This is a genomic window from Brevibacillus sp. SKDU10 (assembly GCF_001645205.1).
Lineage (GTDB): Bacteria > Bacillota > Bacilli > Brevibacillales > Brevibacillaceae > Brevibacillus_B > Brevibacillus_B halotolerans.
Genome location: NZ_LSSO01000212.1, coordinates 1 through 22,829 on the forward strand (window position 1 = coordinate 1; position 22,829 = coordinate 22,829).

Annotated in this window: 25 protein-coding genes and 2 other annotated features (1 of these 27 running past the window's edge); of the genes, 24 read left to right on the top strand and 1 reads right to left on the bottom strand. The window is 41.5% G+C overall.

The window, feature by feature from the left end; genetic code table 11:
* Positions 1-391: 391 nt before the first annotated feature.
* The 9 genes from AYJ08_RS21935 to pssA all read left to right on the top strand — a co-directional run bounded on the left by AYJ08_RS21935 (position 392) and on the right by pssA (position 10,582).
* Entirely contained in the window at positions 392-1,492 is a 1,101-nt protein-coding gene (locus AYJ08_RS21935; protein ID WP_064019479.1) for an MGDG synthase family glycosyltransferase, read from the top strand.
* 61 nt (positions 1,493-1,553) lie between these two features.
* Complete coding sequence (locus tag AYJ08_RS21940; protein ID WP_064019480.1) at positions 1,554-2,225, top strand: HAD family hydrolase; 672 nt, start codon at positions 1,554-1,556, stop codon at positions 2,223-2,225.
* Between the two features lie 225 nt (positions 2,226-2,450).
* Positions 2,451-2,915 carry a CtsR family transcriptional regulator gene (locus AYJ08_RS21945; protein WP_064019481.1) on the top strand — a complete coding sequence of 155 codons (465 nt, stop codon included), beginning with the start codon at positions 2,451-2,453 and terminating at the stop codon, positions 2,913-2,915.
* Positions 2,916-2,992: 77 nt separating this feature from the next.
* On the top strand, positions 2,993-3,529 hold the full coding sequence (mcsA, locus tag AYJ08_RS21950) for a protein-arginine kinase activator protein McsA (protein WP_064019482.1): 537 nt from the start codon (positions 2,993-2,995) through the stop codon (positions 3,527-3,529).
* A 26-nt stretch (positions 3,530-3,555) separates the two neighbouring features.
* Entirely contained in the window at positions 3,556-4,620 is a 1,065-nt protein-coding gene (gene mcsB, locus AYJ08_RS21955; RefSeq protein ID WP_064019483.1) for a protein-arginine kinase McsB, read from the top strand.
* A 27-nt stretch (positions 4,621-4,647) separates the two neighbouring features.
* Positions 4,648-7,110 carry an ATP-dependent Clp protease ATP-binding subunit gene (locus tag AYJ08_RS21960; RefSeq protein ID WP_064019484.1) on the top strand — a complete coding sequence of 821 codons (2,463 nt, stop codon included), beginning with the start codon at positions 4,648-4,650 and terminating at the stop codon, positions 7,108-7,110.
* Positions 7,111-7,301: 191 nt separating this feature from the next.
* On the top strand, positions 7,302-8,666 hold the full coding sequence (gene radA, locus AYJ08_RS21965) for a DNA repair protein RadA (protein ID WP_064019485.1): 1,365 nt from the start codon (positions 7,302-7,304) through the stop codon (positions 8,664-8,666).
* A 9-nt stretch (positions 8,667-8,675) separates the two neighbouring features.
* On the top strand, positions 8,676-9,722 hold the full coding sequence (gene disA, locus AYJ08_RS21970) for a DNA integrity scanning diadenylate cyclase DisA (protein WP_064019486.1): 1,047 nt from the start codon (positions 8,676-8,678) through the stop codon (positions 9,720-9,722).
* Between the two features lie 140 nt (positions 9,723-9,862).
* Complete coding sequence (gene pssA / locus AYJ08_RS21975; protein WP_003345131.1) at positions 9,863-10,582, top strand: CDP-diacylglycerol--serine O-phosphatidyltransferase; 720 nt, start codon at positions 9,863-9,865, stop codon at positions 10,580-10,582.
* A 102-nt stretch (positions 10,583-10,684) separates the two neighbouring features.
* Here the strand turns inward: pssA and AYJ08_RS21980 are convergent, their stop codons facing one another.
* Positions 10,685-11,077, bottom strand: a complete 393-nt coding sequence (locus AYJ08_RS21980; RefSeq protein ID WP_031413181.1) for a nucleoside triphosphate pyrophosphohydrolase family protein — start codon at positions 11,075-11,077, stop codon at positions 10,685-10,687.
* 307 nt (positions 11,078-11,384) lie between these two features.
* Here AYJ08_RS21980 and AYJ08_RS21985 point away from each other — a divergent pair, with 307 nt between their 5' ends.
* The 15 genes from AYJ08_RS21985 (at position 11,385) to rplA (ending at position 22,729) form a co-directional block, all read left to right on the top strand.
* Positions 11,385-12,476 (top strand): PIN/TRAM domain-containing protein, encoded by a 1,092-nt coding sequence (locus tag AYJ08_RS21985; RefSeq protein ID WP_064019487.1) that lies wholly within the window; start codon positions 11,385-11,387, stop codon positions 12,474-12,476.
* Between the two features lie 30 nt (positions 12,477-12,506).
* Positions 12,507-13,208 (top strand): 2-C-methyl-D-erythritol 4-phosphate cytidylyltransferase, encoded by a 702-nt coding sequence (gene ispD, locus AYJ08_RS21990; protein WP_064019488.1) that lies wholly within the window; start codon positions 12,507-12,509, stop codon positions 13,206-13,208.
* The gene (gene ispF / locus AYJ08_RS21995; RefSeq protein WP_064019489.1) at positions 13,205-13,678 is read left to right on the top strand and encodes a 2-C-methyl-D-erythritol 2,4-cyclodiphosphate synthase; all 474 of its coding nucleotides are present in this window, start codon (positions 13,205-13,207) and stop codon (positions 13,676-13,678) included. The genes ispD and ispF overlap by 4 nt, the downstream gene beginning before the upstream one ends.
* Positions 13,679-13,728: 50 nt before the next feature.
* On the top strand, positions 13,729-15,195 hold the full coding sequence (gltX, locus tag AYJ08_RS22000) for a glutamate--tRNA ligase (protein WP_064019490.1): 1,467 nt from the start codon (positions 13,729-13,731) through the stop codon (positions 15,193-15,195).
* Between the two features lie 17 nt (positions 15,196-15,212).
* Positions 15,213-15,464 (top strand) — a binding site (T-box leader).
* A 152-nt stretch (positions 15,465-15,616) separates the two neighbouring features.
* A complete protein-coding gene (gene cysE / locus AYJ08_RS22005; protein WP_031413186.1) occupies positions 15,617-16,282 on the top strand; it encodes a serine O-acetyltransferase in 666 nt (221 codons plus the stop codon).
* A complete protein-coding gene (gene cysS, locus AYJ08_RS22010) occupies positions 16,263-17,669 on the top strand; it encodes a cysteine--tRNA ligase (RefSeq protein ID WP_064019491.1) in 1,407 nt (468 codons plus the stop codon). Before cysE ends, cysS begins: the two co-directional genes overlap by 20 nt.
* Before the next feature lie 11 nt (positions 17,670-17,680).
* Positions 17,681-18,088 carry a Mini-ribonuclease 3 gene (locus AYJ08_RS22015; RefSeq protein ID WP_064019492.1) on the top strand — a complete coding sequence of 136 codons (408 nt, stop codon included), beginning with the start codon at positions 17,681-17,683 and terminating at the stop codon, positions 18,086-18,088.
* A 5-nt stretch (positions 18,089-18,093) separates the two neighbouring features.
* Positions 18,094-18,849: a 23S rRNA (guanosine(2251)-2'-O)-methyltransferase RlmB gene (gene rlmB, locus AYJ08_RS22020; protein ID WP_031413190.1), complete on the top strand. Its 756-nt coding sequence runs from the start codon at positions 18,094-18,096 to the stop codon at positions 18,847-18,849.
* Position 18,850: 1 nt separating this feature from the next.
* On the top strand, positions 18,851-19,375 hold the full coding sequence (locus AYJ08_RS22025) for an NYN domain-containing protein (protein ID WP_064019493.1): 525 nt from the start codon (positions 18,851-18,853) through the stop codon (positions 19,373-19,375).
* A 79-nt stretch (positions 19,376-19,454) separates the two neighbouring features.
* Positions 19,455-20,105: an RNA polymerase sporulation sigma factor SigH gene (sigH, locus tag AYJ08_RS22030; RefSeq protein ID WP_003333816.1), complete on the top strand. Its 651-nt coding sequence runs from the start codon at positions 19,455-19,457 to the stop codon at positions 20,103-20,105.
* A 285-nt stretch (positions 20,106-20,390) separates the two neighbouring features.
* Positions 20,391-20,543 carry a 50S ribosomal protein L33 gene (gene rpmG / locus AYJ08_RS22035; RefSeq protein ID WP_255193757.1) on the top strand — a complete coding sequence of 51 codons (153 nt, stop codon included), beginning with the start codon at positions 20,391-20,393 and terminating at the stop codon, positions 20,541-20,543.
* Positions 20,544-20,572: 29 nt separating this feature from the next.
* The gene (gene secE, locus AYJ08_RS22040) at positions 20,573-20,767 is read left to right on the top strand and encodes a preprotein translocase subunit SecE (protein WP_003333814.1); all 195 of its coding nucleotides are present in this window, start codon (positions 20,573-20,575) and stop codon (positions 20,765-20,767) included.
* A 48-nt stretch (positions 20,768-20,815) separates the two neighbouring features.
* Complete coding sequence (nusG, locus tag AYJ08_RS22045) at positions 20,816-21,352, top strand: transcription termination/antitermination protein NusG (RefSeq protein WP_003345138.1); 537 nt, start codon at positions 20,816-20,818, stop codon at positions 21,350-21,352.
* Between the two features lie 169 nt (positions 21,353-21,521).
* Complete coding sequence (rplK, locus tag AYJ08_RS22050; RefSeq protein WP_018673911.1) at positions 21,522-21,947, top strand: 50S ribosomal protein L11; 426 nt, start codon at positions 21,522-21,524, stop codon at positions 21,945-21,947.
* 98 nt (positions 21,948-22,045) lie between these two features.
* Positions 22,046-22,729 (top strand): 50S ribosomal protein L1, encoded by a 684-nt coding sequence (gene rplA / locus AYJ08_RS22055; protein ID WP_031413195.1) that lies wholly within the window; start codon positions 22,046-22,048, stop codon positions 22,727-22,729.
* Positions 22,730-22,777: 48 nt separating this feature from the next.
* Positions 22,778-22,829 (top strand) — a sequence feature (ribosomal protein L10 leader region) (it continues 97 nt past the right edge of the window).

Below are 22,829 nucleotides of genomic sequence, written 5' to 3' on the forward strand. Positions count from 1 at the left end.
TTTCATTATCTAGTTTTCAGAGAATGAAGATCATGAATAGATTCTCTCAACAGATTATTGTTGAGAGATTTTTCGTTTTATGAAAAGATTATTTAGATAGAATCATAGTGTATCTTATTGCCGTGTTAAATCGTATTACATAAGAGAACATTAGAACATATATGCACATGAAGATATGACTTAGGTTATAACCAATGGTATGATATGCTAAGGATAGGAATCAAATCCGGCTAAATACACTTTTCCTACATGAATTAGGCCTTCCTCATCTTCGTACCCCAATCATAGGACACTCATTGAAGCCTTACAGAACATGTAAGGCATACTGGTATGTAAAAAGAATTGGGGGCAAGTGAACTGATGTTGGAATAGACAGCAAAGGAGAGTCGAAATGAAAAAGATACTCATCTTTTCCGCCTCCATTGGCAACGGTCATAACCAGGCTGCTCGTGCGATTCAGGAAGAGTTAAGCGAACTTGGTTATGCTTCTATGGTAATTGACACCCTTGAATATATAAGTCCAACCTTCCATAAAATCTTATTGGAAAGCTATACGAATATATTAAAGCTCTCTCCAAGTGTATGGGGTAAAATTTATCATAATACAGAGAAAACCAGACTTTTTGATATGAACGTTTTTGTTAATAAGCTACTGGCAAATAATTTAAAACGATTGATTAACAGTGTAGAACCGGATGCTTTTATTGCTACGCATCCATTTGCTAGCTGTATGCTATCTGTATTAAAGGGACGTAATCAGTGGACGGAACCAATTTATACAATTATAACGGATTATACAATTCATCCATCCTGGGTAAATCATCATATTGACCATTATTTTATTGCTAGTGAACAGCTTTTTTACTTAGTTGATCTTTATCATGAAAATCGTCAAAAATTTAAACCAATGGGCATCCCGATTATGCGCAAATTTAGAGAAGAGGTTAATAAACAGGGGCTTCGTGCTAAATTTGAAATCAAGCCGGACCAAAAAGTATTAATATTGTCCGGTGGTGGATTGGGATTAGGCCCCATGGATAAAGTATTGCAAGGTCTCGATGCCTTACATATTCCTTTGAAAATTTTCGTCTTAACAGGTCTAAATGAAAAATTATATAGAAGTGTTACAAACCGTTCGTATTCTCATGATGTAGTGGCATTACAATATGTAGATAATTTTCATGAGTATTTAGAAGTAGCCGATGCGATTGTGACAAAATCAGGTGGTCTAACAACTGCTGAGGTATTAAGCAAACGTGTTCCTATGGTTATTTTTAATCCATTGCCAGGTCAAGAGGAACGAAATAGTCACTTTTTGTTAAACAATGGCTGTGCTGTCCACGCTACAGAGAGTCGAGATTTGATATACTCAATTGAGCAAGTGCTTTTAGATGAACAAAAGTCTAAAGCAATGCGACAACAAGCAGAAATGATTGCACGTCCGTTTGCCGCTTATGACATCGCTGCATTTATTAAGCAAGATATGCAGTAGATGAGTGAGTTCTGTGAAAATCGGTCACAATCATGTAACAACACGATATTGAGGTGGTAGAGTGAGCATACAGCATGCCGTTATTTTTGACATGGATGGTACTTTATTGCAGACAGAGTCTATGGCTATTCCAGGTTTTAGACGCACCTTTCAAGATTTACGAGATCGTCATCTATGGAATGGTGAACTTCCTGATGATCGTGCTATTACTAGTACCTTGGGTATGGTTCTAGACGAGATATGGGATGAAATGCTACCGGAAGCAGATGAAAAGACAAGGGAACTGGCTACGGAGTTATTAGCTAAGCATGAAGAGAAATTATTGGATGAAGGTGTTGTTTCCCTGTATCCGGGAGTGGTAGAACAACTAACAGCACTGCACGAGAAGGGAATTGCGCTTTTTGTAGCATCTAATGCCATGGACGGTTATGTCGAGGCAATATGTGAGCACTTTAACATCACGCATCTTTTTACTGATCTATACTCAGCCGGACGTTTCCAAACTGAGTCAAAAGTAGATCTAGTAGCCCTTCTTCTAAAAACATACGATATTAAGCAGGCAGTCATGGTAGGAGATCGTAAGTCAGATGTTGAGGCAGGTAAAAAAAATCATTTATGGACAATAGGCTGTGATTTTGGCTTTGCTGATTCTGGTGAGTTGAAAAACGCAGATGCAGTCATTCAAGGCTATGCGGAGTTACTTCAACAAGTACCATTTTATCAATCTAAATGAACAGGTAAAAGTGAACCACCTTTTTGAAGGTGGTTTTTTTAATTGATGCAGGTTGAAATAGACCTTTTTTGACCAAAATAAAGGAGTAAGGGAAATAAGGGTTGAAAGTAAATAAAAAAGTAATTATAATAAAAGTCAAAGATAGTCAAAGTCAAATTGACTAACTAAAAAATTAATTTTAATGCCCTTAGTTTCACTCATATTCTTAGGCAAGGAGGCGACACTTTGCGAAATATATCGGACATCATTGAGAAGCATTTAAAGAGCATACTTCAGGAGAGTCCGAATGGAGCTATTGAAATTCAGCGGAGTGATATTGCCGAAAAGTTTCAATGTGTACCGTCCCAAATTAATTACGTCATTAACACTCGTTTCTCTATTGAAAAAGGATATATTGTTGAAAGTAAACGTGGCGGTGGAGGCTTTATCCGGATTCGAAAGGCGCAAATTTTGTGTAAGGATACATTACAGGAGCTTTTGACGGAAGAAATGATTGGAGATAGTATAACTCAATCATACGGTTACTCTCTCATTGATCGATTAGTGGAAGAAAGATGGATTAGTTTACGAGAAGCCACCTTAATGAAGGTAGCCACCTCAAGACAGGTGCTGATGGTTCATACACCTTTACGAGATCAGCTAAGAGCCAGTATCTTAAAGCATATGATTACATCAATTCTCATAACATAGAAGTTACACCTTTGCAAAAAATAGAATTAACCCTAAAAGTCTGGTTGTACCGATTGACTTGTAAGGAGGTTCTTATTATGAATTGTGAAGAGTGCGGCAAACGTCCCGCAACCTTACATCTTACCAAAATCGTAAATGGTGAAAAGTCTGAGACTCACATTTGCGAGCAATGTGCCAAGGAAAAAGGCGAATATTTCTCAGGCTTTGGTAATTTTGGTCTAAATAATTTATTGGCTGGTCTATTAAATTTTGACCCAATGAACAAAGGTGTCAGCAGTCAACAGATTAACCAAAATACAGTTTCTCCGCTTACGCGTTGCGAAACATGCGGATTAACCTATACACAATTTAGCAAGAGTGGTCGTTTTGGTTGTAGTGATTGTTATAACCATTTTGGAGCTAAACTTGACCCGCTTTTTAGAAGAATTCATGGAAATACCCAGCATATGGGGAAAGTACCTGAACGTACAGGTAGCCAATTAAAGATAAAAAAGGATTTACAGCAACTAAAAACTGCTCTTCAACAGCATATTGCTACAGAGGAGTTTGAAAAGGCAGCGGAAATTAGAGACCGTATTCGTGCACTGGAACAAAAGATTGAACAATCCAAGTGAATAAATGGTGGAGGTGAACATCAAGTATGTCCCTACAGCGTTTTACCCAGCACCCATGGAGCAATTGGATGAAAGGTGAGGGTCCTGATTCTGATATTGTTATTAGTACGCGGTTGCGAATCGCTAGGAACCTACGTCAGCATCCTTTTCCACTCTTAGCTACTGACTCACAAGCAGAAGAGGTCGTACGTAAAGTAAAAGAAGTAATCGATTCGGCTTCTATGAAGAAGAAAGGCTCCTTCGAACTGTTGTCCATGGAGGACATGAAGCCTCTTGAAAAGAGAGTGCTGGTAGAAAAACATCTCATCAGCCCTAATTTGGCTGAGGAATCCAGAAAAGGTGCCGTCATTTTAAGTGAGGACGAATCCATCAGTGTATTGGTCAATGAAGAAGACCATCTACGTATTCAGGTTTTCTTGCCAGGTTTTCAATTGCGGGAAGCCTGGGAAAAAGGAAGCAAGATGGATGATATCTTCGAAAAACAAGTCAATTATGCTTTTGATGAAAAACGAGGCTATTTAACTAGTTGTCCTACAAACGTAGGTACTGGTATACGTGCTTCTGTCATGTTGCATTTACCGGCACTTGTGATGACCCAGCAGATTAATCGAATTTTGCAGGCAATTACTCAAGTAGGCTTGGTTGTTCGCGGTTTGTATGGGGAAGGAAGCGAAGCTGTTGGCAACCTCTTTCAGCTTTCCAATCAAGTGACACTTGGTATGTCGGAAGCAGATATTATCTCAAATCTATACAGCGTTGCAAGCCAAATTATTGAACAAGAGCGAGAAGCGCGTCAGTATTTGCAAGAGCATAATCGCATATCTATTGAGGATAAGATTTTTCGTTCTTATGGGATTTTGACTCATGCCAGAACGGTAGAATCAAAAGAAGCGGCTCAGCGCTTATCTGATGTACGCTTGGGAATAGATTTGGGTTATTTACAAGCATGCAGCCCATTTGTTGTAAATGAACTGTTAGTTAGCACACAACCCGGTTTTTTACAATATGATGCGGGACAGAAATTAACAGCAGAACAACGAGATGAGCGTAGAGCTTATGTCATTCGAGAACGACTAAAAGGCAATTCATAAGAGAAGAGTAATGGAGGTGCTTATACTATGATGTTTGGACGATTTACAGAGCGTGCACAAAAAGTATTAGCTTTAGCATTGGAAGAGGCAGTTCGTTTAGGTCACAAAGATATTGGAACCGAACATGTTCTTTTAGGTCTGATCCGAGAGGGAGAAGGAATTGCGGCAAAAGCACTTCAAGCACTCGGTCTCGGACTTGATAAAATTCAAAATGAAGTGGAATCTTTAATCGGTCGTGCTCCTGAACAACCGGCAAACACGACAAATTATACACCAAACTACACCCCACGAGCTAAGAAAGTAATTGAGCTGTCCATGGACGAGGCTCGCAAGCTAGGTCATACGTACGTGGGAACCGAACATATTTTGTTAGGTCTAATTCGCGAGGGAGAGGGAATTGCTGCGCGAATCATGAACAACCTAGGCATTAGCCTAAATAAAGCACGTCAACAGGTATTGCAATTATTGGGTAGCTCAGAAATGATGTCATCTCATCAGCCTTCTGGAAGCAACTCATCGGCAAACACTCCTACTTTAGATGGATTAGCACGGGACTTGACGGCTATTGCTAAAGAAGGTTCACTTGATCCGGTGATCGGTCGTCAGAAGGAAATTGAACGTGTGATTCAGGTATTGAGCAGACGGACAAAGAATAACCCAGTATTAATTGGTGAACCGGGTGTTGGTAAGACAGCGATAGCTGAGGGTCTCGCCCAAAAAATTGTTAATAATGAGATCCCAGAAACTTTGCGTGATAAACGTGTCATGACTTTAGATATGGGTACAGTGGTAGCCGGCACCAAATATCGTGGTGAATTCGAGGATCGTCTGAAAAAAATTATGGATGAAATTCGACAAGCAGGAAATATTATTTTGTTCATTGACGAGTTGCATACATTAATTGGAGCAGGTGGGGCTGAGGGAGCGATTGATGCATCCAACATTCTTAAACCAGCACTTGCTCGCGGCGAGCTACAATGTGTCGGTGCCACCACGCTGGATGAGTATCGTAAATACATTGAGAAGGATGCCGCGCTCGAACGCCGCTTCCAACCCATTCAAGTAGATGAACCGACTCCTGAAGATGCGATTAAAATCTTAAGCGGTTTACGTGATCGTTATGAAGCCCATCATCGTGTAAAAATTACAGATGAAGCTATTAAGCAAGCGGTAAAATTGTCAGATCGTTATATAACGGATCGCTTTTTGCCAGATAAAGCTATTGATTTAATTGACGAGGCAGCTTCCAAGGTTCGCTTGCAATCCTTTACCGTACCACCTAACCTAAAAGAGCTAGAAGCACGATTAGAAGAGGTTCGCAAAGAAAAGGACGCAGCCGTACAATCTCAGGAATTTGAAGAAGCTGCAGCTTTAAGAGATAAGGAACAAAAACTGCGCGAGGAGCTCGATTCCACTAAGAAGGATTGGAAAGAGAGACAAGGAAAACTAAACATGGAGGTTACTCAGGAGGATATCGCTCATGTGGTAGCTAACTGGACTGGTATTCCTGTTTTAAAATTGAAGGAAGAAGAAACACAACGTCTATTAAAAATGGAAGATATTCTACACGACCGAGTTATTGGACAGGACGAGGCTGTTAAATCAGTTGCCCGTGCAGTACGTCGCGCTCGTGCTGGCTTAAAAGATCCAAAGCGTCCAATTGGTTCGTTTATCTTCTTAGGCCCTACAGGGGTAGGTAAAACAGAATTAGCTCGTGCTGTGGCTGAAACATTATTCGGTGATGAAGATGCCATGATCCGTGTAGACATGTCTGAGTACATGGAGAAGCACACCACTGCCCGTCTAGTCGGTGCGCCTCCAGGATATGTGGGTTATGATGAAGGCGGTCAATTGACAGAAAAGGTTCGCCGTAAACCATACTCAGTTATTTTGCTAGACGAAATTGAAAAGGCACATCCAGATGTCTTTAATATTTTATTACAAGTGCTTGATGATGGAAGATTAACAGACTCTAAAGGACGGACAGTTGATTTCCGCAATACGGTAGTCATCATGACATCCAATGTGGGTGCAAGCATGATTAAGAAAAATAGCTCCCTTGGCTTTACTACAAATGATTCTGAAAAGAAATATCAAGATATGAAAGATAAAGTCATGGATGAATTGAAACGTAGCTTCCGTCCAGAGTTCCTGAACCGTATCGACGAAATTATTGTGTTCCACTCTCTAGAACAGGAGCATATTGAAAAAATCGTTACCTTGATGACCGAGGACTTGCGCAAACGCCTAGTCGAACAGGAGATTGATTTCAAACTAAGCGAAGAGGCTAAGAAAATTCTCGCTAAAGAGGGCTTTGATCCCGCCTATGGTGCACGACCTCTACGTCGAGCGATTCAACGAAATATTGAAGATCGCTTATCTGAGGAATTGCTCAAGGGAACGATCACAAAAGGAGATACCGTTCAGATTGATGCGGAAGACGGCAAATTAACGATAAAACGCTTGGAACAAGTAAAAGTAACAAAATAAACGAATCCTGAAGCAAAACATGGTATAATTTCAGGAGAAAGCAGTATGTATCCCCGAAGATGATTCGGGGATATTTTTTATACATCTAGCATAAATGTAAGGTGATATAAAAATGCTGTCCATTAGCAGGATTTAACAGTAGTTGCACGAACAACAAGTAGAATGAATTTATAGATACGGGAGTATGTTATATGTCAAAAGTAAAAACAAAGTTTGTGTGTCAGGAATGCGGGTACGAAAGTCCTAAATGGCTGGGAAAATGTCCAGGCTGTAATAATTGGAATACGATGGTTGAAGAATTAGAGCGTAAACAAGCTGGTGGTAGAGATCGTGGTATGTCCACTAAACAAAAGGCACAGCCCATCACAGAGGTCATAAGTGAGGAGGAACCAAGATTAGATACCACCTTAGGTGAATTAAACCGTGTCTTAGGTGGCGGTTTAGTTTTGGGATCGTTGGTGCTTGTTGGGGGAGATCCGGGGATCGGAAAGTCTACCTTACTTCTCCAAACTTCTTTTGCTCTTGCACATCAGAATAATAAAGTGTTGTATATCTCCGGTGAGGAGTCTGTTAAACAAATTAAAATGCGAGCTGATCGCCTTGGTGTACAAACATCAAATCTGCTAGTAGTGACGGAGACTGATTTGGAGCAGGTGGAGGAGCAAATAACGTTTGTCGACCCTGATGTGGTCATTATTGACTCAATCCAAACCATTTTTCATCCTGCTGTCACATCCGCAGCAGGGAGTGTAGCTCAGGTCCGAGAGTGTACCAGCCATCTGATGCGAATAGCAAAAAGTAAAGGTATCGCTATCTTTATTGTCGGACATGTTACAAAAGAAGGAGCAATTGCTGGACCGCGTATGCTTGAGCATATGGTTGATGCTGTTCTTTACTTTGAAGGAGATCGACATAATACCTTCCGTATTTTACGAGCGGTTAAAAATCGATTTGGTTCCACAAATGAAATGGGTATTTTTGAAATGAAAGAAAAAGGGCTAGCTGAAGTAGAAAACCCATCTGAGTTATTCTTAGCGGAACGGCCAATTGGAGTTGCTGGATCAACAGTAGTAGCAAGTATGGAAGGAACTCGACCCGTGCTTGTTGAACTACAGGCATTAGTTTCCCCAACCAGCTTTGCTACTCCTCGTCGAATGGCAACAGGGGTAGATCATCAGCGAATTGCTATGATTATGGCCGTTTTGGAGAAACGAGTAGGCTTAATGCTGCAAAATCAAGATGCCTATGTAAACGTAGCGGGTGGGGTTCGATTAGATGAGCCTGCTATTGATTTAGCGATTGCGGTAAGCATTGCTAGTAGTTTTCGAGATCATTCAACGAACCCATATGATGTAGTGATTGGAGAAATAGGTTTAACAGGCGAAGTCCGCGGTGTTTCTCGAATTGAGCAACGTATACGCGAAGCGGAAAAGCTGGGCTTTAAGCGGGTCATTATTCCAGAGAGAAGCATGCGAGGACTAGAAAAGCCTGCTGGGATTGAGGTAATTGGTGTGAAAAATGTGGAGGAAGCTTTGCAATATGCAATAAGGGGGTAGCTATATTTGATGTTGGATGCTTTGCGTTTTGTCGCTCCAGGTACGCCTTTTCGTGAGGGGCTGGAAAACGTTCTACATGCCAAAACAGGCGCTTTAATTGTTGTGGGATGTAGTCCACAGATGAAAAACATCATTGACGGTGGTTTTTATATTGACTGTGAATTTACTCCAGCCCATTTATATGAATTGGCCAAAATGGATGGAGCTATTATTGTCAGCGAGGACGCTAAGCGGATTTTATATGCCAACACACAGCTATTGCCCAGCGGGGCTGTTGTTTCGAATGAAACGGGAACAAGGCATCGTACAGCCGATCGTACAGCACGATTAACGAACCATTTGGTTATTGCCATTTCGCAAAGGCGCAATGTCATTACGTTATACCAAGGAACTCAGCGCTATGTTATTAAAGATATTAGCGTTATTTTGGCGAAAACGAATCAAGCACTGCAAACTTTGGAAAGATATAAGATGGTATTAGAGCAGGGGCTTACGAATCTAAGTGCGTTAGAATTTGAACAATTAGTCACTGTTCATGAAATTGTATCGGTTATGCAACGGATTGAGATGGTCATCCGTATAAAGTTAGAGATGAAAAAATATATCCTGGAATTAGGTACGGAGGGTCGATTAATTAACCTACAGCTAGAAGAGCTTGTGTTCAATGTGGAGCAAGAGGCAGAGCTACTCATTTTAGACTATGCAAAAGATGATAAGGTGGATACTAAGCACGTCTTAAATGAAATGAGTAAGCTAAGTCCAGAGGAATTAATGGATCCAAGTGTCTTTCTTCGACTATTGGGGTATATAAATATGAATAAGCTGTCGGACGAGATAGTAATGACACGTGGATATCGATTGCTTAGTAAAATATCTAGACTTCCTTCCACTGTTATTTGCAATCTCATTTGCCACTTTGGTAATCTGCACTTCATTATGATGGCTACTATCGAGGAATTGGACGATGTAGAAGGAATTGGTGAGATTAGAGCGCGTGCCATTAAGGACGGATTGAAAAGAATCCAGGAACAAGTGTTCATTGACAGGCACATTTAGTTCTATTAGTATGAAGGAATTATGCTACGGTTTTTTTAAAAAAGTCAACAGGTATAAATTACCCCCTTTTTCTACTCTTACCAATTACGATTAGCCGTAGGGATAGAATATCGTGGGATGATAATTAACGGAGGTAGACTATGATTGTGAAAGCATTGCCGAACATGCTCACTCTAGGCAACCTATTTTTAGGTATAGTAGCAATGATCTTGGCATTTAACGATTATGTTGATTTCGCAGCCATTACAGTAATCGTCGGTATGCTGTTGGACGGTTTGGATGGGCGTGTAGCACGTATGTTAAATGCACAAAGTGAATTTGGAAAAGAATTGGACTCATTATCGGACGTTATATCTTTTGGGGTCGCACCGGCCTTTATCATGTATGTAGTTGCATTGCAGGAAATCAGTGTAGTAGGTATTATCATCACGGCTCTTTTCCCTATTTGTGGAGCTTGTCGTTTAGCGCGTTTTAATGTACAAGCGGGTGTTCCTGGCTACTTTATCGGCTTGCCTATTACGGCTGCTGGTGGTGTACTAGCTACACTGGCATTGTTTCATGAAGTATTTCCAACAACCATCTTGGCACTTGGAATGCTGATGCTTGCTTACCTTATGGTATCTCGCGTAAAATACCCAAACTTCAAAAAAGTAGGGATTCCGAAGTCAGCATATTGGATTGCTCCCATAATCATCGTTGGTGTGATTGTTATTGCGATTATGTTCCCGAATCAAATTTCCAAACTGGTATTTGTGCCGCTCGCACTATATGCTTTGTATGGGATAAAAAAAAACGTTGAATATTTTATTCGCAAGGTAAGAAAAAGAGAGTCGCAAGAAGAGAAAAAGCATTATCTATAACTTGATAGGATCAAACAAACAACCCCCCGTTTAACTCAAACGGGGGGTTGCAACTTTCTTGCCGGTTCATCCGTAGTATAGAGAGAACAGAACAATTGGATGCTAGGAGAGATTAAAAACTCCTAACGTATTGAGTCGATCTGTTTCAACTTCGAGTACTTTGGATAAGGAAATATCAGTGACGTTGCAAAGAGCAGCCAAGTAAAATAAGTTTTTTCCAATTTCAGCGGTAAGGATATCCCGGCAGTGCTCACAAAGCTGTCCCGAAAAATGCGTGTCTAGATGAGGCTGGTTATCGTGTAAGGAACTTGCTGGATCAAAGGCTTGCTTTAAGGCAGTAATCTCCACGCATCCACAATCAGTTACTGCTTTCGTCAAGGCCCGGTTTGTTCGAGCGCTGGACTCCTGCAGCTTAGACATGACATCTAAAATACTCCGATGTCTAATCAGTAGGTTGGAAACTTGTTCTTGAAAATCCTTGATTTCACTAGACAATAGTATTCACCTCTGTTCTCTGATGAGGGGGAGTCAGAAAATTCTATTCACTTGATTATGGTTTATTATAGAAACTCCATAATCCATCTGTCAAACCTTAGAATTTTTGCTGGCTTTTTCAAATTTATATTTTTTTGATTGACGTATATGTTTAAGCTGTGTTAAAATTTCCGGCTATTTGACACTATAAAAAATATTTTGTTATAGTGAGGGGAAAGAGATATGAGACAAACCATTCAAATCATTTGCAGGAGACTAGGTTTTTTTGTTAGATCTTCTGTCTATATTAATAAGAGGAGGTGAGCCTATGTTAAAACGAATCTGTAAGTTTTTCTTTGTTATCATTGGTGGAGGACTGGGGTATCAGTTTGGGCCCGCATTTTTCTCATTTTTGAATGATTTGCTCAATTTTGGAGAAGTTCCACGTCCAGCATACATTGGGGCTGTGCTAGGAGTGATTTTGTTTTACCTATTGGCAAATACGTTGGTGGATTACTTGGTGAATGCAATCCGCTGGGGTGAAGAAAAGCTATTGACACTCCCTATTACTGATGTCATGTTTGGAGCCTTAGGTTTGATTATCGGACTTATCGTTGCCTTTTTATTATTCCTACCGATCAATAGTATACCTGTCCCAGTTCTCGGTGATTTCTTACCACTTCTTGTTTCCGGTTTGCTTGGTTACTTAGGCTTTCAGGTGGGATTTCGTAAAAGAGACGAAATTATGTCGGTATTTTCTATAGGTCGCAAAGAGAAAAGCAAAAAGGAAAGCGGAGGCATTGGTGCCAACGTTGAGCATAAAGTTCTGGATACTAGCGTCATTATCGACGGTCGCATTGCTGATATCTGTCGCACCGGCTTTATCGAGGGAGCGCTTGTTATCCCAGGGTTTGTACTTGAAGAATTACAACATATTGCTGATTCGTCTGATGCACTAAAAAGAAACCGTGGTCGCAGAGGTTTGGACATTCTAAACAAAATTCAAAAAGAATTAAAGGTTAATGTTCAAATTTATGAAGGAGATTTTGAAGAGATTGCGGAAGTGGATAGTAAATTAATTAAGCTAGCAAAGGTGCTTAATGGTAAAGTGGTTACCAATGACTTCAACTTAAACAAGGTCTGTGAATTGCAAGGTGTTCCAGTTCTTAATATCAATGATTTGGCCAATGCGGTTAAACCTGTGGTCCTGCCGGGTGAAGAATTACATGTGCAGGTAATTAAAGACGGAAAAGAGTACGGTCAAGGTGTAGCTTATCTTGATGACGGTACTATGATCGTAGTAGAAGGCGGCCGTGATTATATTGGGTTGGAGATTGATGTGCTGGTAACCAGCGTGCTACAGACATCGGCAGGCCGCATGATCTTCGCGAAGCCAAAGATGCTGGAGAAGGCATTGTAGCGCATTGATAACATAATGGAGAGGGTACGTGTGGAAACAAGCGTGGTGATCGTTGCCGCTGGAAAAGGGAAACGAATGAAGGCTGGTAAGAATAAGATATGGTTGCATTTACAGCATAAGCCGATTTTTCAGCATACGGTTGAAGCTTTCATTCAACATCCAGGAATTTCCGAGGTAGTTCTGGTGATAAATGAACAAGATTACGAGGATATGGATCGATGGCGAAAGAGCATGCCATATTCAGTGATCTTGGCTATAGGTGGTGCAGAGCGTCAAGATAGTGTGCGAAATGGACTTGAAGCTCTATCGGAGAGCTGTACGCATGTATTAATCCATGATGCAGCAAGACCTTTTATCACGGCTGAGCAAATTTCTGGAATCATAACCAAATTAAAAGATCATCAGGCAGTTGTTGTAGCGGTTCCTGTAAAGGATACGATTAAAATCGTAGGTCCAGATGGAGTCGTGCAAGCAACCCCGGCACGCGAGAGCTTGTGGGCGGTTCAAACCCCACAAGCTTTTCCACTTTCACTCGTAAAAGAAGCGCACCAGTTTGCACTTGAACAGGGAAAAGTAGGAACAGATGATGCGATGCTCGTAGAAATGCTTGGATACCCAGTTACAATTGTTGATGGTAGCTATGAAAACATCAAGGTGACAACTCCTGATGATCTCTGGTTTGGGGAAGAGATTATGAAGAGGCGTTCGGAAGAGAGGAAGAGGAGAAAATGAGGATCGGACAAGGTTTCGACGTACATCAACTAGTTGAAGGCAGGCCCTGCATCATTGGCGGTGTAACCATTCCATATGAAAAAGGTTTATTAGGACACTCAGATGCGGATGTACTATTACATACGATTTCTGATGCACTTCTCGGCGCGATTGGAGAGGGAGACATTGGACGGCATTTCCCTGATACTGATCCAGCTTTTAAGGATGCCGATAGTTTACAGCTACTCATCCATGTATGGAATTTGGTAAAAGAGCGAGGATATCAATTAGGAAATGTTGATGCTACGATCATCGCACAAGCGCCTAAAATGGCACCATATATTCCGCAGATGCGTGAAGTAATTGCTAAAGCGCTTGATGCAGATGCTGCTCAGGTGAATATTAAAGCAACCACAACGGAAAAATTAGGCTTTACTGGACGCGGGGAGGGTATCGCTGCACAGGCTGTATGTTTGCTTGTCAATGCGTAAGTCTAGTAGTATCATAAGTTTGGAAGAGATGGGATAAGGATGGTGTCATCATGACAAAGGAAGTTCGTTTGCGCTATGCTCCGAGTCCAACCGGTCATTTGCATATTGGCGGTGCTCGTACAGCGCTATTTAATTATTTGTATGCACGTCGTTTAGGCGGAAAATTTATTGTGCGCATCGAGGATACAGATCAAGTCCGCAATGTGGAAAATGCTGCAGAGAAACAAATGGAAAACTTGAAGTGGCTCGGTGTCGATTGGGATGAGGGCGATGATATCGGTGGCCCATATGGCCCATATCGTTGCATGGACCGCTTGGATATTTATAAAGGATATATTGAACAATTATTAAAAGAGGGAAAAGCGTATTACTGCTATGCAACAAAGGAAGAGCTCGATGCAGAACGCGAAGAGCAGCTTGCACGTAATGAAACCCCTCGTATTTTAGAAAAGCACCGCCATACAACACCAGAACAAAAAGCTGCCTATGAAAAAGAAGGACGAGTTCCTTCTGTTCATTTCATTATGCCAGAAAATCGTTCTTATACAGTAAACGATCTTGTTCGTGGTGAAGTAACCTTTGATTCAAATGAAATGGGCGGAGATTTCGTTATCTGTCGTCCAGATGGTATCCCAACCTATAACTTTGCGGTTGTAATCGATGACCATCTCATGAAAATCAGTCATGTTGTTCGAGGAGAAGAGCATCTGTCCAACACACCTCGTCAATTGATGATCTATGAAGCATTCGGTTGGGACGCACCTCAATTTGCTCACTTAGCCCTTATTTTAAATCAAGAGGGTAAAAAGATGAGTAAACGCGATGAAAGCATTATTCAGTTCATTGAACAATATCGCGATATGGGCTACTTGCCGGAAGCTATTGTGAATTTCCTTGTGTTATTAGGATGGTCTCCAGGTGGGGAACAAGAGATCTTCTCATTAGAAGAGTTGAGCGAGCGATTTAGCTTCGATCGAGTTAGCAAATCCCCGGCTGTATTTGACAGCACTAAAATGAATTGGATGAATAATCATTATCTCAAAGCTAAACCAGTGGATGAGATCGTGGACATGTGCATTCCTCATCTTCAAGAAGCTGGCTTCTTAGAAGAAGAATTGACTACTGAACGTAGAGAATGGGCAAAACAAATCGTAGCACTATATCAAGAGCAAATGTCTTATTGTGCGCAGATTGTACCTCTTTCCGCTCTCTTTTTCTTAGATGAAGTAGTTTATGAAGAGGATGCCAAGGCTGTATTAAAAGAACCTCAAGTAAAAGAGGTACTTGTGAGCTTTAAGGAGCACATTGAATCTGCAGATGAATATAGTGTAGAAACAATCAATGCTTCTTTAAAGGCAGTCCAAAAAGCAACTGGATATAAGGGGAAAGCACTATTTATGCCAGTACGTGTTTCCATTACAGGTCAGGCGCACGGACGTGATCTTGGCCAATCCATTTACTTAATTGGCCGCGAAAAAGTATTGGCACGTCTACATCAAGTGATTTCTAGTCTATAATAAAAACAACATAGATTTTGCACGCGTTGAACAGGAGAAGTACAAGAAAGAGGATTCAACAGAGAGAACGGGATAGGTGGAAGCCGTTTGTAGACTCTTCTTGGAAATGCACCTGGGAGCAACCAATTGAACACAATGTCTATTGAAAGTAGATTGGTCGGGGGACCCGCCGATAAAGGGTATTGAGCGAGATGAACTCTAGTCGTCTTTGGGGTAGAGTTTGATTCATCTAAGCAGAGTGGAACCACGGTAAAAACACCGTCTCTGCGTCTATATAGGCGTAAGAGGCGGTGTTTTTTGCATTCATCTGAGAAAAAGCAACATCCTGCCCTGCTGAAGCCTTGTCAAAACGTAAAGCCTGCTTCGTTTACGATGAAACGTTAAGAAACCGGTGGTCAGGCAAAAGAATAGGGGGAGTCCCATGTTTGCTAGGATGAAGGAAGACATACAGATCGTGTTTGAGCGTGACCCTGCTGCACGGAGTACGTGGGAAGTGGTGCTAACTTATGCAGGGCTTCATGCCATTTGGGGACACCGAGTGGCGAATAGATTATGGAAAAGAGGATGGAAAACCTCAGCTCGTTTCGTTTCTCAAATCACGCGCTTTTTTACAGGAATCGAGATACATCCAGGAGCAACGATTGGTCGGAGAATGTTTATTGACCATGGAGCTGGTGTTGTAATTGGGGAAACTTGTGAGATTGGCGATGATGTAACCATATATCAAGGGGTTACCCTTGGAGGTACAGGAAAAGAAAAAGGAAAGCGTCATCCGACGGTAGGAAACAATGTTATTATCGCCTCTGGAGCAAAAGTGCTCGGTTCATTTAAAATTGGAGATTACTCTAAAATTGGAGCGGGCTCTGTCGTCCTCCAGCCTGTGCCTTCCCACTCAACAGTAGTTGGGATTCCGGGCCGTATTAAGGTGCAAAATGGTCAAAAGGTAGAATGTGATTTGGACCATGTTAATTTACCAGACCCGATATTAGAAATGATTCGGGATATGCAAAAGGAAATTGCTCAATTAAAAGTGGAGCTTGATCAAGTTAAAAAGGAGAAATCAAATAATGAGCATACGCTTATATAACACGATGTCACGCGAAAAAGAGGCCTTTGTCCCGTTAGAGGAAGGCAAAGTGAAAATGTATGTTTGCGGCCCAACCGTTTATAATTATATTCATATAGGGAATGCGCGTCCTGCTATCGTGTTTGATACATTGCGCCGCTATTTGGCATACAAAGGCTATGAGGTTACATTTGTACAAAATATCACTGATGTAGATGACAAACTCATTCGCAAAGCAAATGAAGAGCAGACAACAGTGGCCGAATTGGCTGACCGCTATACGCTAGCATATAATCAGGATCTACAGGGAGTAAATGTCCTGCCACCTGATATTCAACCGCGAGTTATGAATACGATTCCAGAAATTATTTCCTTTATTGAAGGGTTAATTGAAAAAGGGTTTGCCTACGAGAGTGAGGGCGATGTCTATTTCCGCACTAATCGCTTCAAAGAGTATGGCAAACTATCTCATCAGCCCCTAGATGATTTGCAAGCAGGGGCACGCATTGAAGTAAATGAAAAGAAAGAGAATCCGCTTGACTTTGCCTTGTGGAAAGCGGCTAAGCCTCAAGAAATTTCTTGGGAGAGCCCTTGGGGAGCGGGCCGTCCTGGCTGGCATATTGAGTGCTCTGCGATGGCCCTTCGCTTCTTAGGAGAGTCCATTGATATTCATGCAGGTGGAACAGATCTTACTTTCCCTCACCATGAAAATGAAATTGCACAGTCAGAGTGCTTTACAGGCAAACCGTTCGCTCGATACTGGATGCATAACGCAATGCTTAACATCGACAACGAAAAGATGTCTAAGTCCTTGGGCAATTTTTTGTTAGCACGCGACCTGATTGCAAAATACACTGGTCAACTCATTCGCTTTTTCATGCTAAGCGGCCATTATCGCAGTCCGATTAATTTCAGTGATGAAATGCTGGAGCAAGCAGCGAATGGATTAGAACGGATTAAAAATGCATATGTAAATCTGGGGCATCGTCTCAATACGGCGCGCGGGGAAGAGCCAAATGGCTTAGCACAGGAGCAAGCGCAGTTAATTGAGAGCTTGCGTAAGCGTTTTGAGGAAGAGATGGATGATGATTTAAATACTGCTAATGGAATTACAGTATTGTTTGACATTGCCAAGGAAGCTAATCTATATACGCGTCATGATAACGTAGGGGCTACGGAAATCAAAGCTTACCGCCAGTTGCTAGAAGAGCTGAGCTCTGTATTAGGGTTAATTGTGCAGGAAGAGGCTACTTTGCTAGATGAAGAGATTGAGCTTTTAATAGCAGAACGCACAGAAGCTCGAAAGGCTCGAAACTTTGCTCGTTCTGATGAAATCCGCGATCAACTACAAGAGATGGGAATTATCCTTGAAGATACACCACAGGGTATTCGCTGGCGTCGAAAATAAGGAGCAATAACATGATGATAGAAAGAGATACACTAGCCCGTGATCCTAAACTTATTAATCCGCTAGTGCTCGCCTATTTAGGGGATGCTACGTACGCTCATTACGTGCGCTGTCATTTGATAACGCAAGGGATTGCAAAACCAAATCTGCTGCATAAAACGGCAAATCGCTATGTGGCTGCAAAAGCGCAGGCGACTATCCTGCACCATCTCCTTCCTTCTTTGACGGAGGAGGAGATGGTGCAAGTCAAGCGGGGAAGAAATGCTAAGTCGGGATCAAGTGCCAAGAATGCTAACATTGTTGATTATCGGCATGCTACAGCATTTGAAGCCTTGGTCGGTTATTTATATTTGAATGGTGAAGACAAGCGATTGCAGGAGATTATTCAACAAGCGTTTGCGATCGTGGAAGGAGAATAAATGAAATGAATGAAGAGTGGATTTTGGGTAAAAACCCCGTTATCGAAGCTTTGCGCTCGGGACGTACTATTAATAAGATATGGATGGCTGAAGGTGCTAATAAAAACCAGATGGGGCCTATCTTCACGCTAGCAAAGGAGCTTGGAGTGGTGATTACCACGGCTAACCGAAAGAAGTTGGATCAATTGGTTAGCTCAGATAACCATCAAGGAGTTATTGCTTCAGTAGCGGCGTACGACTATGTGGAGATAGATGATATTTTGGCTAAGGCAGAAGAGAGAAATGAAGTACCTTTTGTCATTATTTTAGATGAGCTGGAAGATCCGCATAATTTAGGCTCGATTCTGCGGACTGCTGATGCAGTTGGAGCGCATGGCGTTATTATACCAAAACGCCGATCTGTTTCTTTGACAGCAACCGTTGCGAAAGCATCTGCTGGAGCGATTGAATATGTACCGGTTGCCCGTGTGACCAATATTGTACGTGCCATGGAGGAACTAAAAGAAAAGGGCTTCTGGATTGGGGGTACAGATGCGGCAGGAAAACAGGATTTCCGAGAAGGGGATTATACCATGCCGTTTGCTTTGGTAATTGGTAGTGAGGGGAAGGGAATGAGTCGTCTTGTACGCGAGAATTGCGACTTCCTTTATCGTTTGCCGATGGTTGGACAAGTTACTTCGCTGAATGCTTCGGTTGCGGCGGCTATTCTAATGTATGAGGTATATCGAGGACGAAACCCACTCTTACCTAGAGGAAAATGAAATGGCTAAAAGAAAGAGCAAGCAACTGCTCATTGTAGATGGCTATAACATTATTGGGGCTTGGCCACAGTTGCGCGTCTTAAAGGATCAGGATCAGATGGATGAGGCGCGCGACCTCCTCATTTCTCAATTAGCTGAATACCAAAGCTACTCAGGAACCAAAGTCATTGTCGTTTTTGATGCCTATAAAATACCGGGAATCGGAAAAAAACAGGAAGATTTTAAGATTGAGGTTTATTTTACGAAGAAAAAAGAGACGGCTGACGAAAAAATTGAACGACTTGTTCATGAGTTTTTCGAGAAAAATCGACAAATATATGTAGCTACATCCGACTATACCTCGCAGCGGGTTATTTTTGGACAGGGAGCTCTGCGGAAATCGGCGCGAGAGCTGTTATTAGAAGTAGAAAATGCCCAAAAGGAAATTAATCAAACAGTAAAAGAAACAAATGAAGACCAGCATTTTTCACGGATTCCGTTAAATGATGAAATAGCGAAAATCTTCGAAAAATGGAGAAGAGAGTAAAACGCATTTGGTTGACGCTATTTTATCGATTCATGTATAATAACACTATCTTATGTAACCAGGTGTCGGAGGGATAATAGTGAGTGTTGACCTCAAGGAGTTGAAACATACTCAATATGATCTGATGTCCGACGAAGAAGTAGTAGAGTTAGTACGAGAGAACGATGCTGAGGCCCTAGAATACCTGATCAATAAGTACAAAAATTTCGTACGGGCCAAAGCTCGTTCTTATTTTTTGATCGGGGCGGACCGTGAAGATATTGTACAGGAGGGCATGATTGGCCTATACAAATCTATACGGGATTTTAGAGGGGACAAGCTCACTTCGTTTAAGGCATTTGCCGAGTTATGCATTACCCGTCAAATCATTACAGCGATAAAGACGGCAACTAGGCAGAAGCACATTCCTCTTAACTCTTACGTATCGTTGGACAAGCCCATCTATGATGAGGATTCGGATCGAACATTGCTTGACGTGATTTGTGGAACAAAGGTAACTGATCCTGAAGAGCTGTTTATTAATCGAGAAGAATTTGACGACATTGAAGGGAAAATGAGTGAAATTCTTAGCGATTTGGAACGTCAGGTACTGATGCTTTATCTGGATGGACGTTCCTATCAACAGATTGCAGTCGAGTTGGATCGCCATGTAAAGTCTATCGACAATGCATTGCAACGAGTGAAACGAAAATTGGAACGATATTTAGAAGGTAGAGAAGTGCAACTGTAATTTGGAGTTTTACAAAATTGTCTATAGCATGTATTCGGCTATAAACAAAAAAATCCTGTTTTTTGTCGAATTATATTCAAGGAAAAATTAGTTAGAACGATAGTGTATAAAATTGTCAAGGCATTTCGTTGACATTAAGCTAGCTGATGTGATAAATTTGTTTGGTAGCCATAGAGTTGATTCTATGGTTACTTCTATGAACATACGGAAAAAAGTAGCGGTTTTTCCCGAGTTTATTTGGGTTGTAGTTATAGTCTTTAGGTAACAGAAAAGATGGAGGTGGCAATGATGCGAGTAAACATTACATTAGCGTGCACCGATTGCGGTGATCGTAACTATATCAGCACGAAGAACAAGCGTACGAACCCTGAGCGCATCGAAAAGAAGAAGTATTGCTCCCGTGATAAAAAGCACACAGTTCATCGTGAAACTAAATAATGATGAACGAGAAGTCTGGAGGTAGCAATATGAATATCTTTTCCAGAACAGGTTCGTTTTTAAAAGATGTTGTCTCTGAATTGAAAAAAGTCCGCTGGCCGAATCGCAAAGAGCTGGTTAGCTATACAACAGTCGTTGTGCTTGCGATTACGTTCTTAGCGGTATTTATGTTTGTGGTGGACTTTGGAATTTCAGAGCTAATCGGTCTTATTATTAAGAAGTAGGTAATATTCGGGTCTTAGGAGGGACGGACGTCTAACGTCCTCGTGGATATGGAAAAAGCGTGGTATGTCGTTCATACTTACTCTGGGTATGAAAACAAGGTTAAAGCGAATCTGGAAAAACGTGTTGAGTCTATGGGCATGGAAGACAAAATCTTTCGGGTGCTTGTTCCTACTGAGGAAGAAGTAGAGAATAAAGACGGTAAAAAACGCACAGTTACCAAAAAGGTATTTCCTGGATACGTGCTTGTTGAAATGGTTATGACGGACGATTCATGGTATGTCGTGCGGAATACCCCAGGGGTCACGGGTTTTGTCGGATCCACTGGAGCTGGTTCCAAACCAACAGCGTTGCTTCCTGAAGAAGCGGATACAATTCTCAAAACAATGGGATTTGAAGCGCCGAAAGTTAGGATCGATTTTGAGCTTCGCGACATGGTTACTGTAAAGGATGGTCCTTTCACAGGTCGCGATGGAGAAATCATTGAAATTCTGGCCGACAAACAAAAAATTCGCGTGCTATTGGATATTTTCGGTCGCGAGACACCAGTTGAATTAGATTATACACAAGTTGAAAAAATGGATTAAGAACTCATCTTGAAAAGTATCGTTTCATATGATACAGTTCTTGATGATTCTAGAATCTGCAGACGAATGCGGTTCTCAATCTCACTACTGATTAACTTATGTGGTTTTTTGGTAGAGTGGGAGGGGCGAGTACCCCGCATTACCACACACGAAGAAGGAGGTGTATTACGTGGCTAAGAAGGTAATCCGCGTAATTAAACTACAAATTCCAGCAGGTAAGGCAAACCCTGCACCTCCAGTAGGTCCGGCACTCGGTCAAGCTGGGGTTAATATCATGGGCTTCTGTAAAGAATTTAACGCTCGTACAGAGAGTGAAGCAGGAATGATCATTCCAGTAGAAATTACTGTATTTGAAGATCGTTCTTTCACATTCATTACAAAAACTCCACCGGCAGCAATTTTATTGAAAAAAGCAGCAGGAATCGAGTCTGGTTCTGGCGTGCCTAACAAAACAAAAGTTGCTACTTTGAAACGTGATAAAGTTCGTGATATCGCGATTTTGAAACAACCGGATCTAAACGCAGCTTCTGTTGAAGCAGCTATGCGTATGGTTGAAGGTACTGCCCGTTCCATGGGTATCGTAATCGAAGACTAATTTGTCTTTGATTGCTTGTTAAGGGTGAGTTACAAGCTTTGGACCTCATCCTGTGGGAGGATTAAACCGCTACGACCACATTGAAGGGAGATTTGCAAATGCCTAAGCATGGTAAAAAATATCTAGAAGCTACAAAGCAGATCGATAAGACTAAAGTTTATCCTGTAGCTGAAGCGATCGAGCTAGTGAAAAATGTAGCTTCTGCTAAATTTGATGAAACAGTTGAAGCAGCGTTCCGTTTGGGTGTAGATCCAAAACGTGCTGATCAACAAATTCGTGGTGCTGTTGTATTGCCACACGGTACTGGTAAAGTACAACGTGTTCTTGTATTTGCTAGAGGTGAAAAAGCGAAAGAAGCTGAAGCAGCTGGAGCAGATTACGTAGGCGATGCAGACATGCTTGCTAAAATCCAAGGTGGATGGTTTGAGTTCGACGTTATCGTTGCTACTCCAGACATGATGGGTGAAGTAGGTAAATTGGGTCGCGTATTAGGTCCTAAAGGTCTAATGCCAAACCCTAAAACTGGAACTGTAACATTCGATGTTACAAAAGCAGTTAATGAAATCAAAGCTGGTAAGATCGAATACCGTGTAGAAAAAGGTGGTATCATCCACGCTCCTATCGGTAAAGTATCCTTTGATGTTCAAAAACTAACTGAAAACCTTGCAGCTCTGACAGATGCGCTTAACCGTGCAAAACCAGCAGCAGCTAAAGGTATTTACATGAAGAGCGTATCTATCAGCTCCACTATGGGTCCTGGTGTACGTGTTGATGTAAAATAATTACAGTTGACTTCTACTAGAGAAGTTGATAATATATAACCTGTTGTTAAAGAGAATATTGTCATGCCGCAGACAGAAGGTGCAATGAACCGAATGGCAA

What these genes read in the sequence shown, in the direction of transcription:
- AYJ08_RS21960 (WP_064019484.1), top strand. Translation starts at nt 4,648, where the DNA reads ATGATGTTTGGACGATTTACAGAGCGTGCACAAAAAGTATTAGCTTTA.
- AYJ08_RS21985 (WP_064019487.1), top strand. Translation starts at nt 11,385, where the DNA reads ATGTTAAAACGAATCTGTAAGTTTTTCTTTGTTATCATTGGTGGAGGA.
- secE (WP_003333814.1), top strand. Translation starts at nt 20,573, where the DNA reads ATGAATATCTTTTCCAGAACAGGTTCGTTTTTAAAAGATGTTGTCTCT.
- mcsB (WP_064019483.1), top strand. Translation starts at nt 3,556, where the DNA reads ATGTCCCTACAGCGTTTTACCCAGCACCCATGGAGCAATTGGATGAAA.
- cysE (WP_031413186.1), top strand. Translation starts at nt 15,617, where the DNA reads ATGTTTGCTAGGATGAAGGAAGACATACAGATCGTGTTTGAGCGTGAC.
- rpmG (WP_255193757.1), top strand. Translation starts at nt 20,391, where the DNA reads ATGATGCGAGTAAACATTACATTAGCGTGCACCGATTGCGGTGATCGT.
- rplA (WP_031413195.1), top strand. Translation starts at nt 22,046, where the DNA reads ATGCCTAAGCATGGTAAAAAATATCTAGAAGCTACAAAGCAGATCGAT.
- disA (WP_064019486.1), top strand. Translation starts at nt 8,676, where the DNA reads ATGTTGGATGCTTTGCGTTTTGTCGCTCCAGGTACGCCTTTTCGTGAG.
- cysS (WP_064019491.1), top strand. Translation starts at nt 16,263, where the DNA reads ATGAGCATACGCTTATATAACACGATGTCACGCGAAAAAGAGGCCTTT.
- mcsA (WP_064019482.1), top strand. Translation starts at nt 2,993, where the DNA reads ATGAATTGTGAAGAGTGCGGCAAACGTCCCGCAACCTTACATCTTACC.
- radA (WP_064019485.1), top strand. Translation starts at nt 7,302, where the DNA reads ATGTCAAAAGTAAAAACAAAGTTTGTGTGTCAGGAATGCGGGTACGAA.
- pssA (WP_003345131.1), top strand. Translation starts at nt 9,863, where the DNA reads ATGATTGTGAAAGCATTGCCGAACATGCTCACTCTAGGCAACCTATTT.
- nusG (WP_003345138.1), top strand. Translation starts at nt 20,816, where the DNA reads ATGGAAAAAGCGTGGTATGTCGTTCATACTTACTCTGGGTATGAAAAC.
- ispF (WP_064019489.1), top strand. Translation starts at nt 13,205, where the DNA reads ATGAGGATCGGACAAGGTTTCGACGTACATCAACTAGTTGAAGGCAGG.
- AYJ08_RS22015 (WP_064019492.1), top strand. Translation starts at nt 17,681, where the DNA reads ATGATGATAGAAAGAGATACACTAGCCCGTGATCCTAAACTTATTAAT.
- AYJ08_RS21935 (WP_064019479.1), top strand. Translation starts at nt 392, where the DNA reads ATGAAAAAGATACTCATCTTTTCCGCCTCCATTGGCAACGGTCATAAC.
- AYJ08_RS22025 (WP_064019493.1), top strand. Translation starts at nt 18,851, where the DNA reads ATGGCTAAAAGAAAGAGCAAGCAACTGCTCATTGTAGATGGCTATAAC.
- gltX (WP_064019490.1), top strand. Translation starts at nt 13,729, where the DNA reads ATGACAAAGGAAGTTCGTTTGCGCTATGCTCCGAGTCCAACCGGTCAT.
- rlmB (WP_031413190.1), top strand. Translation starts at nt 18,094, where the DNA reads ATGAATGAAGAGTGGATTTTGGGTAAAAACCCCGTTATCGAAGCTTTG.